14 protein-coding genes and 3 pseudogenes are annotated in these 14,639 nt (G+C 39.4%); 7 read left to right on the top strand and 10 right to left on the bottom strand.

From position 1 onward, the window contains the following. Positions 1 to 76 precede the first annotated feature (76 nt). The 6 genes and pseudogenes from VSAL_RS16805 to VSAL_RS16780 all read left to right on the top strand — a co-directional run. A pseudogene (locus tag VSAL_RS16805) lies at positions 77 to 820 on the top strand (SLC13 family permease); the annotation flags it as partial. Positions 821 to 902: 82 nt separating this feature from the next. Continuing rightward, positions 903 to 1,217 carry an IS66 family insertion sequence element accessory protein TnpA gene (gene tnpA / locus VSAL_RS16800; protein WP_012548925.1) on the top strand — a complete coding sequence of 105 codons (315 nt, stop codon included), beginning with the start codon at positions 903 to 905 and terminating at the stop codon, positions 1,215 to 1,217. Further along, a complete protein-coding gene (gene tnpB, locus VSAL_RS16795; RefSeq protein ID WP_012548924.1) occupies positions 1,214 to 1,561 on the top strand; it encodes an IS66 family insertion sequence element accessory protein TnpB in 348 nt (115 codons plus the stop codon). Before tnpA ends, tnpB begins: the two co-directional genes overlap by 4 nt. Before the next feature lie 71 nt (positions 1,562 to 1,632). Next, positions 1,633 to 2,490, top strand: a pseudogene (locus VSAL_RS16790) (IS66-like element ISVsa2 family transposase); the annotation flags it as partial. Between the two features lie 80 nt (positions 2,491 to 2,570). Next, complete coding sequence (locus VSAL_RS16785) at positions 2,571 to 3,764, top strand: IS91-like element ISVsa9 family transposase (RefSeq protein WP_012548955.1); 1,194 nt, start codon at positions 2,571 to 2,573, stop codon at positions 3,762 to 3,764. A 165-nt stretch (positions 3,765 to 3,929) separates the two neighbouring features. Continuing rightward, a pseudogene (locus VSAL_RS16780) lies at positions 3,930 to 4,559 on the top strand (IS66-like element ISVsa2 family transposase); the annotation flags it as partial. An 831-nt stretch (positions 4,560 to 5,390) separates the two neighbouring features. Here the strand turns inward: VSAL_RS16780 and VSAL_RS16770 are convergent. From VSAL_RS16770 to VSAL_RS16725, 10 genes are all read right to left on the bottom strand, one after another. Continuing rightward, positions 5,391 to 6,212 carry a tyrosine-type recombinase/integrase gene (locus VSAL_RS16770; RefSeq protein ID WP_012551538.1) on the bottom strand — a complete coding sequence of 274 codons (822 nt, stop codon included), beginning with the start codon at positions 6,210 to 6,212 and terminating at the stop codon, positions 5,391 to 5,393. 342 nt (positions 6,213 to 6,554) lie between these two features. Further along, entirely contained in the window at positions 6,555 to 7,439 is an 885-nt protein-coding gene (locus VSAL_RS16765; protein ID WP_012551537.1) for a metal ABC transporter substrate-binding protein, read from the bottom strand. Positions 7,440 to 7,481: 42 nt separating this feature from the next. After that, entirely contained in the window at positions 7,482 to 8,357 is an 876-nt protein-coding gene (locus VSAL_RS16760; protein ID WP_012551536.1) for a metal ABC transporter permease, read from the bottom strand. Further along, positions 8,357 to 9,121 carry a metal ABC transporter ATP-binding protein gene (locus VSAL_RS16755; RefSeq protein WP_012551535.1) on the bottom strand — a complete coding sequence of 255 codons (765 nt, stop codon included), beginning with the start codon at positions 9,119 to 9,121 and terminating at the stop codon, positions 8,357 to 8,359. Before VSAL_RS16755 ends, VSAL_RS16760 begins: the two co-directional genes overlap by 1 nt. Further along, positions 9,121 to 10,044, bottom strand: coding sequence for a metal ABC transporter solute-binding protein, Zn/Mn family (locus VSAL_RS16750; protein ID WP_012551534.1), 924 nt, complete (start codon positions 10,042 to 10,044; stop codon positions 9,121 to 9,123). The genes VSAL_RS16755 and VSAL_RS16750 overlap by 1 nt, the downstream gene beginning before the upstream one ends. Before the next feature lie 22 nt (positions 10,045 to 10,066). Beyond that, the gene (locus tag VSAL_RS16745) at positions 10,067 to 10,630 is read right to left on the bottom strand and encodes a DUF6162 family protein (RefSeq protein WP_012551533.1); all 564 of its coding nucleotides are present in this window, start codon (positions 10,628 to 10,630) and stop codon (positions 10,067 to 10,069) included. Beyond that, complete coding sequence (locus VSAL_RS16740) at positions 10,627 to 10,944, bottom strand: hypothetical protein (RefSeq protein WP_012551532.1); 318 nt, start codon at positions 10,942 to 10,944, stop codon at positions 10,627 to 10,629. The genes VSAL_RS16745 and VSAL_RS16740 overlap by 4 nt, the downstream gene beginning before the upstream one ends. A 57-nt stretch (positions 10,945 to 11,001) precedes the next feature. Further along, on the bottom strand, positions 11,002 to 11,832 hold the full coding sequence (locus VSAL_RS16735; protein WP_085941893.1) for a DUF4198 domain-containing protein: 831 nt from the start codon (positions 11,830 to 11,832) through the stop codon (positions 11,002 to 11,004). Between the two features lie 50 nt (positions 11,833 to 11,882). Next, positions 11,883 to 12,365, bottom strand: a complete 483-nt coding sequence (locus tag VSAL_RS16730; RefSeq protein ID WP_231850980.1) for a DUF2271 domain-containing protein — start codon at positions 12,363 to 12,365, stop codon at positions 11,883 to 11,885. A gap of 75 nt (positions 12,366 to 12,440) precedes the next feature. After that, entirely contained in the window at positions 12,441 to 13,085 is a 645-nt protein-coding gene (locus tag VSAL_RS16725) for a PepSY-associated TM helix domain-containing protein (RefSeq protein ID WP_012551529.1), read from the bottom strand. Positions 13,086 to 13,314: 229 nt separating this feature from the next. On the opposite strand from VSAL_RS16725, the gene VSAL_RS16720 reads away from it, so the two are divergent. After that, the gene (locus VSAL_RS16720) at positions 13,315 to 14,508 is read left to right on the top strand and encodes an IS91-like element ISVsa9 family transposase (protein WP_012548955.1); all 1,194 of its coding nucleotides are present in this window, start codon (positions 13,315 to 13,317) and stop codon (positions 14,506 to 14,508) included. Positions 14,509 to 14,639: the final 131 nt, after the last annotated feature.

Here is a 14,639-nt window from a genome sequence, read left to right as displayed (position 1 = left end):
CTATCGATCTAGAAACTGTGCTCATCAGGGAATTCTTGGTCATCAGAAACAATTCATCGTCAGAATGGAGCTCAACATGCACAAAAACGAAAACATACCTTTACCCACAAATACCACGGAATGGTTCCTGAATAAAAACAGTCTGATCATTCTCTTCGACGTTATTCTTTTTGCTCTTCTCTATAATTTCTTACCTTTCGAACGAGACGTTGTGCTTGGATTAAGCATCTTAGTCTTTGTCGCCATTCTATGGCTCACAGAAGCACTGCATGTGAGTATTACCGCCCTTCTTGTCCCTGTACTTACCGTGGCTTTTGGGATCTTTGATACAGGCAAAGCCTTGAGTAATTTTTCGAACCCAATTATCTTTTTATTCTTAGGCGGGTTCGCTCTTGCAGCCGCATTACACAGACAAGAATTAGATAAAGCCATTGCAGATAAAGTTCTTGTATTAGCAAAGGGAAAAATGAGCACCGCCGTCTTTATGCTGTTTGGGGTAACGGCCGGTTTATCAATGTGGATAAGCAACACAGCAACCACAGCCATGATGCTGCCACTCGTGCTGGGTGTATTGAATAAAGTAAATTCTAAAACAGGTCACAATACGTATGTGTTCGTTCTGCTTGGTATCGCTTATTGTGCCAGTATCGGTGGCATTGCAACCATCGTTGGTAGCCCACCAAACGCGATTGCCGCGGCAGAAGTGGGGTTAAGCTTTACGGAATGGATGGCCTTTGGTGTGCCAGTCACGCTGGTTCTATTACCGATCACGGTTGGTCTGTTGTACTTTCTATTAAAGCCAAACCTTAACGAAGTGTTCCGTAAGCGTGCGGGGAACTACACCTAACAAATAAAATTCATTATGCGTATCTTACGATCTTTCATTTAACGAGAACGTAATTATGCAAAAAGATAAAAAGAGAACACCAGAGCAATGGCACGCTCTATTTGAATCTCAGCAATCTAGCAAGCTTAGTGCCGCTGAATTTTGTCGTAACCATAATATTCTGCCAAAGACATTTAGTGCACGTAAAGCACGATGGAAACAAAAGATTAACGCTTCTACTTTCTTGAAAGTAGAAGCGTTAACATCAACTATCATCGCCACTCCACAATTACCAGATATTCAACTTTCTATCGGAAAATTGCGATTAACATTGCCAGCTAATACTGAACCTCACTGGATAGGACTCTTATTAAAAGGGTATCAATCATGAATGTATTTACTGATGTTTCCACCATTTATCTTCATCGTGATTTTGTCGATTTTCGCAAGGCCATTAATGGCCTTGTCGTGATTGTTGAGCAAGAAATGCAACTATCACCGTTTAGTGATGCTCTATTTATATTTTGCAATAAGCCTCGTGATAAACTCAAAATATTGTATTGGGATAAAACAGGATTCGCTTTATGGTACAAGCGATTAGATGAAGACCGCTTCAAATGGCCACGAAATATAAATAACGATACGTTAGCATTATCAGAGCAGCAACTGACACTGCTATTACAAGGTTTTGATATCTTAGGACATCAACCGGTACATTATCAAACAACCCTTTAAATAGTTGATTCTCAGTCAAGAATAGGAGGCAACCGATTGATTACCTGTATTATCGTTATATAGTCATCTACATGACTGATAAAATAAAACCACTTCCTGATACCATTGACGAGCTGAAAGCACTTGTGCTTCAGCTTGAAAATAAATATAACCGTCTTCTAGAGCAATTTCGACTGGCTCAACATCAGCGCTTTGGTAAAAGCAGTGAATCTGACTCGACTCAATTTGATTTATTCAATGAAACAGAAGAAGAAATCATCATTGAAAATGATGACACACAAACGATTACCTACACTCGTCAAAAGCCAAAACGCCAACGCTTACCTGAAGACTTACCGCGTACTGTTATTATCCACGACATAAAAGATAAAACTTGTAAGTGTTGCGGTCTAGAGATGCATGCGATGGGTAAAGACATCAGTGAAAAGTTGGAATTTGTACCAGCTAAAGTGGAAGTTATTCAACATGTTCGTCCTAAATATGCTTGCCGAAATTGTGAAAAAAACAATACTTCAGTAGACATTAAACAAGCCCCAATGCCAGCGTCACCAATCCCTAAAGGGATTGCGACCGCAAGTTTACTTGCTCAAATTATTACGGCTAAATTTCAATACAGTCTTCCACTTTATCGTCAAGAAACGTTATTTCAGCAATGGGGTATCATTATTGGACGGCGAACGATGGCGGATTGGTTAATAAAATGCTCGGTACTATTTACCCCTCTTAATAACGAGTTACATCGTATTTTGCTTGAACAACCCACTCTGCATTGTGATGAAACAACGGTAAATGTGTTGGATGTTGAAAAAGCAAAATGTTATATGTGGGTCTACTGCTCTGGCTATGATTCTCCAGGCTCTGGTGTTTTGCCTGGAATTGTACTTTATGATTATCAATCTAGCAGGCATGGCTACCATCCAGTTAACTTTTGAACAATAGGCGCCTACGGCGCAAATCAAAAGGACTCAACCTCTTCCATTGTTGCCAATAAATCGTTTATCCTATCGCCATGCACGCATATAAACCCCTGAAACAATTATTTAATAGTCAAAATAACTGGCTTAAATTTCTTCATAATAACAAAGCTAACCTAAGAGCGGTCGTGATTGAAAATGTCACAAAGATGCTGTCCTGTGGGACAGCGGCTTTTGGCTCTCGCGAATATCATTGTTGCAACCCTGACTGTACCCATATCAAATATATTCACCAAACCTGTAAATCTCGAGCGTGCAGTAGCTGTGGCATGAAAGCCACAGAGCGATGGATACAAAAGCAACAACATGTCTTCCCTGAATGCGAATATCAACACATCACCTTTACCCTTCCAAACACGCTATGGCCTATCTTTCGTCATAACCGTTGGCTGTTAAATAAATTATTCAAATGTGCTGCAAACATTCTGCTGGGATGGGCAAAAGATAAAGGAATAGATGTCGGTATCTTTTGTGCTCTTCATACTTACGGTCGAAAACTGAATTGGAATACGCACTTACATTTATCGGTCACTCGTGGGGGAATTTGTGAACGTACCGGTTTATGGAAACCCATTTACTTCCAAATGAAAACGACAGAGCCTTGTTGGAGAGCGGCTATCGTCAGTTTATTGGGTAAGGCTTATTATGAGCTTGATTTATCAAGCGAAGAATGCCCCTATATCCGTAATAAAACGGATTGGTCACGCTTTTTAAGCAGTCAATATAATCGTCGTTGGAAGCTTCATTTTGCTAAAAAGACAAATAATGTAAAACCGACGATGAACTATCTTGGTCGGTATTTAAAACGGCCCCCAATTTCAGCGTCACGTTTAAGTCATTACGCCAAAGGCGGAATGATAACGTTTAATTATTTAGACCATCGAACAGGAACAACAGACAGCCTAACATTATCACCAGAAGAGATGATAAGACGGATAGTAGAGCACTATCCTGATAAACATTTCAAGATGATCCGATACTACGGTTTTTTATCAATGCGTCGTCGTGGAGAAGCTCTGCCTAGAGTTTATGCAGCTTTAGGTATGACAATAGAAGCTGAGCCGAAAATGCCAGGGTATGCCGCAATGTTAAAAGGATATGTAAAAGTAGATCCGTACGAATGTATTTTATGTGAAAGTCGTCTGGTGTTTACGAATTTCCGAGTCGGAAATTCGGTCAATGATTTAGTCACCCATGCGATAGTTCAGTCAGAATTGAGGGCAGCATAATAAGGTTTGTAGGATAAGTGTATCTAAAACTCATGAAATAGGGCTAAAACAGTTATAAAATCCCCGATAATTATATTTTCGATACCTTTTAAAAAAACAGCGATGGTGAAATTGGCTTTTTTAGACGGGCCAATGCTAACTCAGCAACATTCAAATTCCTTACCTTTAAAAGGTTATAACGGGTATTTACATACCGATGGTTACCAAGGTTATGAACAAACTGAAGCGATTTTAGTTGGCTGTTGGGCACACGCACGTCGACGATTTATTGAGGCTCAACGTGTTCAAGTAAAAGGGAAAACAGGGAGTGCAGATTGGGTATTGAGTAAAATCCAAAAGCTATACCGGATCGAATCGTTATTAAAAGAGGCTTCCCCTGAAGCCAAGTATGTTGCTAGGCAGACAGAAGCCCGCGATTTACTTAAAGAGCTCCGTGATTGGCTTGATAGCGCAGTTAGTCGAGTATCACCTAAAACAAAATTAGGTGAGGCGATTAGCTATACATTAAATCAATGGGATAAATTAGTTCGTTATATTGATGATGGATTGTTATCTATTGATAACAATCGAGCAGAGCGAGCGGTTAAACCGTTTGTTATCGGCCGGAAAAACTGGTTATTTTCGGGTTCAACGGCTGGTGCAGATTCAAGTGCAATGCTTTACAGCATTGTAGAAACAGCAAAGGCAAACGGATTAATCCCTTACGATTATATTAGGTATTGTCTAGATCGTTTATGTGTTGGATCGCCAGATATCGATTCACTTTTACCTTGGAATGTAAAAGACAAGGTGTAGTTCCCCGCACGCTTACGATCATTTTATTCAAATCTTCAATGTAAAACATAAAATCATACCTTAAATAAATAATTTTAATTGTGAATGTGGCTACTCTCGATATATCTATAGATTATTTTTTAAAAAGCACATTAATGAATTAGCTGTATCTAATTTATCAAAAGTACCGTTATGTTTAATACTTCTATTCCGATTGCTCATCTTTAGCGATTTTTCCATTTTCAAATATGAATACAGAGTACGATTTTTTTTAGATTGAATAATGCTATTCATATTTACGTGATCCATTTCTATGGGATCAAATGAGTTATCAGTTCGATAACCAGATTGATATACAAAATAACTGTCGATTATTGACTCTAGAGATAAGTAGCCAGAAACATTGACCGCCTTATGAAATCGGCTGTAAACCCTTTTTCTCAGCATGTCCATAATTAGAATTCACCGTAATATCATGAATAAACACACAATTCCAAGACGTAACAGTACACCTCAAAATAAACTACTTTAATTTAAGGAAATATGAAGCCGTATATTAATAAAATCCTACTTAACAAATGTAAGAGATTGTTAGATAAAGATAAGAAAGTAAGATAGGCAGTGGTTTGCAAAGATAGGAGGAAATAGTTTAGTATAAAAAATAACGTTAATACACCGAAACAACTTAGTCGTAAATTATTGATATTTAAAGAATAACCTATAAAACGAACCGTTTCTTACATCTGTTAAATAAAGCCGTGTTTAAAACACATATGCATACATTTTTAATATGAAATACATTTAACTCATTATAAATGGTTAATATTAAGGTCATTATTTGCGGCCTAGTTATCATATGCGAGTTTTTCTCGATAAATAGACAATTAATTTTTTTTGAGCCAACTCAGTCTCATCTTTGGACAAGCCTATATAGCGTAAACTCATGCTTTCAGATTGATGTCCAATAACGGTCATCAACAATCCAATATCTTTACCCGTAGCAAAATACAAATGTCGAGCGAAGCTCTTCCTTAATGTATGACACCCTACCTTTACATCAACACCAATCTCTTTCAATATCGCTGTCAATTTAGAAAAAACATACCAACAAGCTTGTCGAGTCAACAGTCCCTCCCCTCCTTTTGCACGATTACTTGAGAGTGTCTGACGATTAAAAATATAGTCATTAGCTAGCTCTTTATACTCTTGTTTTCGTTGTTTAAGAGTTATTAGAATAGATTCACTCAAATAGAAAGTTCGAGTCACAGGTGAAGCAGAGTCTATTGCGTGCTTTACTCTTTCATTCACTGTCGATTCCCAAGATTTAGGGATAAAAGAAACAATCAGCTGAGGCGGGGTAATATAGATAATACTCATTTTTTTGGACAACCCCCTAGCTTGATAATGAAAAAGCAATTCTTCCTTTACTTTTTTTAACACCCTCATCTTTGCTTTTGCTCTACGAGCCAATGTGCCTTTACTTTCAATGATTTTACACTGTCCATTTGATAAATTAATATTGCGATACTGTAATTTAAGAATATCACTAATCCTTAATCCACTTTCTATACCAATATTCCAAACAAGGGTAAAAGCAAGGTCATGATTTTTTTTAAGATATTTTTCTGCATGTTTCAGATGTTTACGTGTTTTAATCGGTTCTACATAAGACATAGTTTTTCCTTTTTATAAACAATGACAGCGATTCAAAATAATAAAATAAAACAATTCCTCGATCCTCACAAAAAACGACACAACCCTATTTGTTAAAAACCATAAGAACATGGATAGTTTAGTGCTTTTCTGACTCTCATGTTAATCAAAAAATACGACTTACTTAAATTATGTATACGATAATAATCTAATCCGCCTATCTTTAGGGAAAACATCGTCATAATCCCTTGGTATTTAAACTACACTAAATAAAACCATAAAAAAAAGCAGTCGGTGCTAGATCGTAACAATAAGCCCCTACTGCTTTTATTTTTAGAGTAAACTCGCCCAATCTAGATAAGGCTATAACGCTAATTGCCATCTCTGTAATGGCGCTTTACTGTTTATTCCTGCTCTGCCCCAACGATCAACCGCATCAACAACCAATACACGTTCCATTGGCAGAAATGCTTGCATCTGCTTGTTTGGTTTTTGAGTTGTGATAATCCAAACTGACTCATCTTCTTCAATTAAGTCTTTCAACTGTGCTTTATCATCTTCTGTCCATTCAAGAGCTGGTTTTGTTAAGCGATCAACCACAAACAATTGATTGCCAGAGGCAAAGTCTTCTAACTGCTCAGACAACAAAATAACCGAGTCGATATCATTCTCTAAAATCACTTTTTGCTGCTGGTTGATTAATTGACGTACCGACAACATAAATTGCTCTTGGTTTTTTTGGATCTGCTCTGATTTATCAGGCCAGATACGTTGAAAATCATCACTCACAATCGCTACCATTCTGATTAAGTTTGTTGGGTTTAACCATGCGTATTTTGAGGTCGTTCCATCAGATAAACGTAACGCTGCCACACCTTGTGCACGAGGAGTTATCGCTTGAGAGGCATCGACTTCAATAATCTGAATATTGCTGTATCTTGCGTTCACATACAGAGGATCATCAGCCCATACCGCCCCAATCGTCACCACCGCTTGGGCTGTTTTTACTGAGTCTTGAACGGTTTTCGCCCCTTTATTGGCAAACCAATTGGGTAAACGCTCAATCCCATAACGATTTGGCGGTAAATACTTTGTCGTTAATGACGTTTCTTTTAATAACTCGCTTGATAGCATATACGTCACGGGGGTTGCCGTTAATACATCTGCCGCTATTACTGTTTTGATGCTAAATAGTGAGGCTACACATATACTAGCAATCGCTATCCATTTCATTGAATTCTGTTTCATTTCTTATCCTATATTCTTCGATTATTATTGAGGTCTACGCTGTTAATTCTTACGAAGAATTCGGTAGGTGGTCGCAAGTAAAAAGAAGAAAGCTGAAACAATAATAATCGCAGCCCCAGAAGGCACTGGCATTTCTAATTCCATCGGTAATACGGTGCCAATCAAGCACGATATTGTCGCTAATAGTGCAGACATCAAGACAAAACTGCCCATATTCTTAGTTAACAATCGAGCCGTTGCACCAGGTATGAGCAATAACGCGCCAACTAAAACCGCACCGACAATTTTTACCGATGCAATCGTCACAAGGGTAATCATCATCACAAATAGGTAATCATAAAAATTGGTTTTGTAGCCACGAACTCTAGCAATATCAGGGCTGATACAGGTTAATAAAATACGATTAAACATCGGAATTAATACCACGACAATCAATAAGCAACTGCCTGCTAAAATCGCAATGTCTTGGTCCGTAACCGTTAAGATAGAACCAAACAATACGTTCTCTAGCATGTGAATATTAATTTTACGTGCTACGTACATCAGTAATGCAGCGCCCACAGCCAATGCCAAGGCAAGGAACACCCCAACTAACGTATCGTAAGGCACATTGGTTCGGTTTCTTACAAAATGCAGTAACAAAGCAAAGATCATACAGAAACTAAATAAGCCGATGATTGGGTTCTCTGCTGGCTCTCCCAATAACACACCTAACGCGATACCCGTTAAGGCGGCATGACCAACCGCTTCAGAGAAAAAGGCTAAACGCTTTGCAATCACTAACGTCCCCAAACCACCTAACAATGGCCCTAAAAGGATAGCGGCAACAATAGCATTAACCATAAAGGCATACGAAAAACTGTCACTTAAGAAACCTTGATCGACGCCATATAACGCCCACTGACGAAACAGTTCCATTACGCAGCCTCTCCATTGTTGGTTTTTGATGCATCGTACTGAGCACTTGCACCCGTATAATGATTGAATAAACGTTCAATTTTCTCAGGTTTTAATACTTCTGAATAACAACCAGAATCAACCAAATTACGATTGATAACATGAACATGTGCTTTAAGACGGCGAACAGCGGTCACATCGTGGTGAACGGCTAATACCGTTTTACCTTGCGCGATAAATTCATGCATTAAGGATTCAAGATAACGAACCCCGTGCTCATCCATTCCTGTTGTTGGTTCATCAAGAACAAGTAAATCGGGATTATCCAGTAACGCTTGCGCGAATAACACACGTTGTTGCTCACCACCAGAAAGTTGCCCCATGCGACGATCGGCACGGTTAGACATACCAACACGCTCTAGCTGCGCCATTGCAAATGCTTCTTGGCTGCTTTTCTTACGCCATAACGCACTTAAAAACAGAGGCACTCGCGTTTGATTCAATAAAATGAAATCTTTCACCGTTAGTGGCAAGCTAGATTCAAAAACGGCTTTTTGTGGCACATAACCAATCACCCCTTTCTGCTCTGGCCATTCAATATTAATTTCACCTTGAAACGCGGTTAATCCTAAAATTGAACGCAATAACGAGGTTTTACCTCCGCCATTAGGCCCCATCACCACATGGCATTGACCGGCTTCAAAGCGTTGGTTCACCCCTTCTAAAATGGTATTTTCACCATAAGTCAGCCCAACATTGGTTAACGAAATTGCTGGTCCTGACATTATTTAGCGTCCTTATCAGCGGCAAATTTCATGGCTTCGATTAGGGTGTCTAAATTTGATTTCATTTCAATTTCAACTTTATTGTCTTCATAAGGACCGTGCGTCATGTGCGAAAAGCGATACAACTGAACGCCTGTCGCCTCTTCAATCGTGTCGACAAAACGGTTTGGCATGTTCAATTCATAAAATAAAACATCAATGTCAGATTCACGGATCTTTTCAATCGTCCCTTGCAGTTGGCTCGCGCTTGGTTCTACGCCGTGAGCAGGTTCAATAACTGCAGCGACATCAACACCAAATTCTTGAAGAATATAACCATACGCATTGTGCGTTGTTGCTACTTTCATTCCTGCGGTATCTAATTCACCTAGAGATAACATGGCATCACGCTTCATTAATCGGAATTTTTTCGCGTATTTACGTGCATTTTTACGGTAGAACGACGCATTTTCACGGTCAATTCGAGATAGTTCATTGGCAATGGTGTAAACCTTTTGAATTGTTGTAGATAGACCAACAAATGTGTGTGGGTTCACCGCCCCTTTACCTACAGATTGCCCCATTGCTGGTAACAACGGAACGTCTTTATTGGCTTCTAATACCATTAACTCGCTGTTGTTTGCCGCCGCAATCACTTTTAGCGCAAAGTCATCATGACCAATGCCATTAACAACAATCACATCCATTTTATTTAAACGTTTTAAATCGTTTGGTTGGGGTAAATAATTGTGGGGATTAAACCCTGCATCAACCAAAGGAAGAATTTCTGCTTTATCACCTACTACTGCTTTCACATAGCTGTAATAAGGTTGTAAGGTAATGCCAATCACCAAAGGTTTTTCTGCCGACATCGCCGACGCAGAAAACAAAGAGAGTAAGCTAAGCAGAACAAAAGAACGTACGTATAAAATAGATTTCATCATTATTATTTATCTTTAATTGGTATCAATTTAAATGAGTATCATGAGCAGGAAATACAACTTGTACCCATTGCTGTTGAATGAGTTCGCTTTCATTCCAAGAGATTGAATCAGAGGAGATAGAGGTCGACATCAATTCAGGGTGCAGCCAAAGCTCAATATCATCGCCTTTCACATTAAAAATGAATGACGCAGCGCCTTCTTTTTTCACTTTTAAACCCAGATAAACTCCAGAACCTAAATGCTGCCATTGGTGTTTTCCGCGACGTTCCCAGCTTTGGTCTTGCACAAAAGGCGGTAACCATTCATCCGCTAAGTAAACAATCTCTGGCCATGCATTTTCTTCTGTTGATTCAGCCTGAATATCGTAAATTTCTTCATAGGCTAAACGTAGCTCAGCAATCATAGCTAAATCGTCTTGCGCTAAATCGGTGATAAGAACTTGGTGTGATTCAAGCTTTACGCCTTCATCGTTCGATTGATGATATGGCAACCCGACCACCGCAATAAGCAAAATGCACCCAATAATGAGTGCGATCCATTTGCCTTCTGCGCTTCCATTATCTGGAGTGACAGATTGAATAATCATTTCTCTGAGATCTCGACAACATCGACTTCAACTGGGCTTTCATGTCCAGAATCAAACACCAAATAAAAGTCTGTTTCAGGATTCGCAAATTCCGCAATTGAACGTTTATCTGTGGTGACTTTTGCAATCAGGTTGTCATCGTAATCGTACATATTCACATCATAATCAACGGCTTTGCTGCCATCACTGTAGCCTGTTTCGCACAGCACTTGATTCGATTCAAACCAACAGCTCATTAAAGGAAAATGCGCAAAACTCGCAGAAGAAAAAAGAAGAGAAGATACAAAAAGGGTTTTCAGGTTTACTTTAGTCATGAATAAATCTCGATAAAAAAGCACCACCCACCTTTACGGAAAGTGGTGCTAACTGCATTATTGAAGTAGTGCTTCAAACGTTAAGTGAACATTTACGCTTGCTTGTTCTGCAAGTGGGTGGTCTTTCAGCTCACCTTTATAATTTGATTTCATCAGGTAACGACCCGCAGTTTCAGGAGTAAAAGTGATTTTTCCCTCTTTATCACTCACTACGTCTATTTGCTCTTGATGATTGCGGTATAACGTTCCTTCACGAGTAATATCCGCCGTTACACCTGCTTGAGGTTTACCATTAAAGAAGAACTGAAAAGTAACTGGCTCACCTTCAAGAATATCTGATGGGTGTGTTAATGGCTTAAGCTCTAACAGCGTATTATCAAGCTTCATTGCTTCTGTTGTAGGCTTGCCTACTGTCACGTAACTTTCAGCACGAGTAAAACTTACCTGGCTTACCACATCACGCGCTTTCTCAGGAAGCACTAATGCACGATCCGCCTTAGTTGCTTTAATCCATTTCACCGTATCGCGACGGCCTGCTTTATATTGGGTGTAATACGTTGGCTCGTTATTAATTCGAACTTTATGCGTGCCTTCTTCTTCAAAATAGAAGTCAAACATTGAACGACGTTTGCCTTTAACGACAAAGTTTGGACGCTCAGTACGACCATCAGGCATCACTACTTGTGCTTGATCACTGCCTGCCGGTTTATCAAATACAAACGTACCGTGTGAAGCGGTAACATCAAACGTAAGCCAATCACCACCTTCTTTAGAAACCGTAAAATGAGAAGGCAATACCCAACGAGGGTGAGCGTTCGCAGTCGTAGCAACCAGTAAACCTGCTGCCATTACGCCACTTAATATTGCGGCCTTTACTTTATTGTTCATTATTGTCGTTTTCATAATTCGTTTAATTCCCTGATAAATGGACATCTAGATTAATTTTTATATTCGATTGTGATTACGCCAGTCTCTTCAGTTGGAGCAAGTTGGTATGACATATCAGTGTCGGTCAATTTCATTTTTTGGCGTAAATAATTACGACCACCATGCTCACGAACCACTTCGATATGTAACGTATAATCCCCTTGTGGTAGCGTCTGGCCTGAGTCGTCTTTTCCATCCCAACTGAATTTATATTTTCCTGCTGGTCGAGTTGCAGAAGTAACAGCATCAACTAATTCACGATCGTAACGACCGACTTTGCGCCACCAACTTCTTAGATCTTTTAGCCACTCATCTTTACCTACCCACAGCTCAATCGTTTTTACTGATTTACGTTCGCTGTTTTCAATCCACACCGCCACATAAGGACGCGCGTACATGGTGGTCGTAATCGTCGGAAGCTCAAAAGCAACATCGACTTTCGCACTCTCAGAAATAGCCGCTGAATTAGCCAAAAGAGGTGTAGTTAAGACCATTGCAGCAATTGAATGACGTAAATAGGTAGAGAGTGAAGCCATTGTGATGTCCTTATGGATACAAGATTAAAAGGGTTAAGGTACGGCAATAAAATACAATGCAAGCGTGATTGACGAGCCAAATGCCATCCACTTCATTGATGTCATCAGTGTTCTTTTTTTCGGTAAAATTAAGCACACACCTGTGAGTACAAAAAAGACCATTAATAGCGCGGTAATATCAATGAATGCCTTCCAGACCTCACCGCTGTTTCGTCCTTTGTGTAAATCATTTAATAACGCAACAACACCATAATTTGAGCTTTCGATGTCTGCTATACCTGTCGTTAAATCAATATAAACAGACGCGTTATAACCGGGGCCTTTATAGTTTAATGACAATTCACCCTCGACTAATTCACCGTCTTCAACGTCGGTAAAAATATCGACATTAGAAGGCGTTCCAGAAAGGTTGGTATGTTGATTTAAGTAATCAAGCAAAGCGACGGTGTTTGGTTTATTCCAAAGAACGTGGTGTTTTTCATCTAGAGAAAAAAGCACATCATTAGGAACAGAAAGAGTGGTGTTTTTGATGTCTGGAGAGCTGCTGACAAACCAATCAGGGCGATTTAGCGTGATCCCTGTGATCGAGAAAAATAAGACAACGAGTAGAAGCGCCATTGATACGTAAACATGTAAGCGACGCGCCCACAATTGTACTTGTTTGTTTTTCAGCAACATGAATAAGACAGGATCATTTAAGAATAATGGATGGTAATGTAATTGATAATGATTTGCGTTGACATTCAATTTACATTGTTTACGTTTGGGGATTGTTTACTGTCTATTTTACGAGCAATAGAAAAGCCCTCATCATTCGATAAGGGCATTGAACAATAGGCGCCTACGGCGCAAATCAAAAGGACTCAACCTCTTCCATTGTTGCCAATAAATCGTTTATCCTATCGCCATGCACGCATATAAACCCCTGAAACAATTATTTAATAGTCAAAATAACTGGCTTAAATTTCTTCATAATAACAAAGCTAACCTAAGAGCGGTCGTGATTGAAAATGTCACAAAGATGCTGTCCTGTGGGACAGCGGCTTTTGGCTCTCGCGAATATCATTGTTGCAACCCTGACTGTACCCATATCAAATATATTCACCAAACCTGTAAATCTCGAGCGTGCAGTAGCTGTGGCATGAAAGCCACAGAGCGATGGATACAAAAGCAACAACATGTCTTCCCTGAATGCGAATATCAACACATCACCTTTACCCTTCCAAACACGCTATGGCCTATCTTTCGTCATAACCGTTGGCTGTTAAATAAATTATTCAAATGTGCTGCAAACATTCTGCTGGGATGGGCAAAAGATAAAGGAATAGATGTCGGTATCTTTTGTGCTCTTCATACTTACGGTCGAAAACTGAATTGGAATACGCACTTACATTTATCGGTCACTCGTGGGGGAATTTGTGAACGTACCGGTTTATGGAAACCCATTTACTTCCAAATGAAAACGACAGAGCCTTGTTGGAGAGCGGCTATCGTCAGTTTATTGGGTAAGGCTTATTATGAGCTTGATTTATCAAGCGAAGAATGCCCCTATATCCGTAATAAAACGGATTGGTCACGCTTTTTAAGCAGTCAATATAATCGTCGTTGGAAGCTTCATTTTGCTAAAAAGACAAATAATGTAAAACCGACGATGAACTATCTTGGTCGGTATTTAAAACGGCCCCCGATTTCAGCGTCACGTTTAAGTCATTACGCCAAAGGCGGAATGATAACGTTTAATTATTTAGACCATCGAACAGGAACAACAGACAGCCTAACATTATCACCAGAAGAGATGATAAGACGGATAGTAGAGCACTATCCTGATAAACATTTCAAGATGATCCGATACTACGGTTTTTTATCAATGCGTCGTCGTGGAGAAGCTCTGCCTAGAGTTTATGCAGCTTTAGGTATGACAATAGAAGCTGAGCCGAAAATGCCAGGGTATGCCGCAATGTTAAAAGGATATGTAAAAGTAGATCCGTACGAATGTATTTTATGTGAAAGTCGTCTGGTGTTTACGAATTTCCGAGTCGGAAATTCGGTCAATGATTTAGTCACCCATGCGATAGTTCAGTCAGAATTGAGGGCAGCATAATAAGGTTTGTAGGATAAGTGTATCTAAAACTCATGAAATAGGGCTAAAACAGTTATAAAATCCCCGATAATTATATTTTCGATACCTTTTAAAAAAACAGCGATGGTGAAATTGGCTTTTTTAGACGGGCC

The sequence above is a fragment of the Aliivibrio salmonicida LFI1238 genome (assembly GCF_000196495.1).
GTDB classification, from domain to species: domain Bacteria; phylum Pseudomonadota; class Gammaproteobacteria; order Enterobacterales; family Vibrionaceae; genus Aliivibrio; species Aliivibrio salmonicida.
The sequence above is the reverse complement of the archived record's forward strand: the minus strand, read 5'-3'. Positions and strand labels throughout refer to the sequence as shown.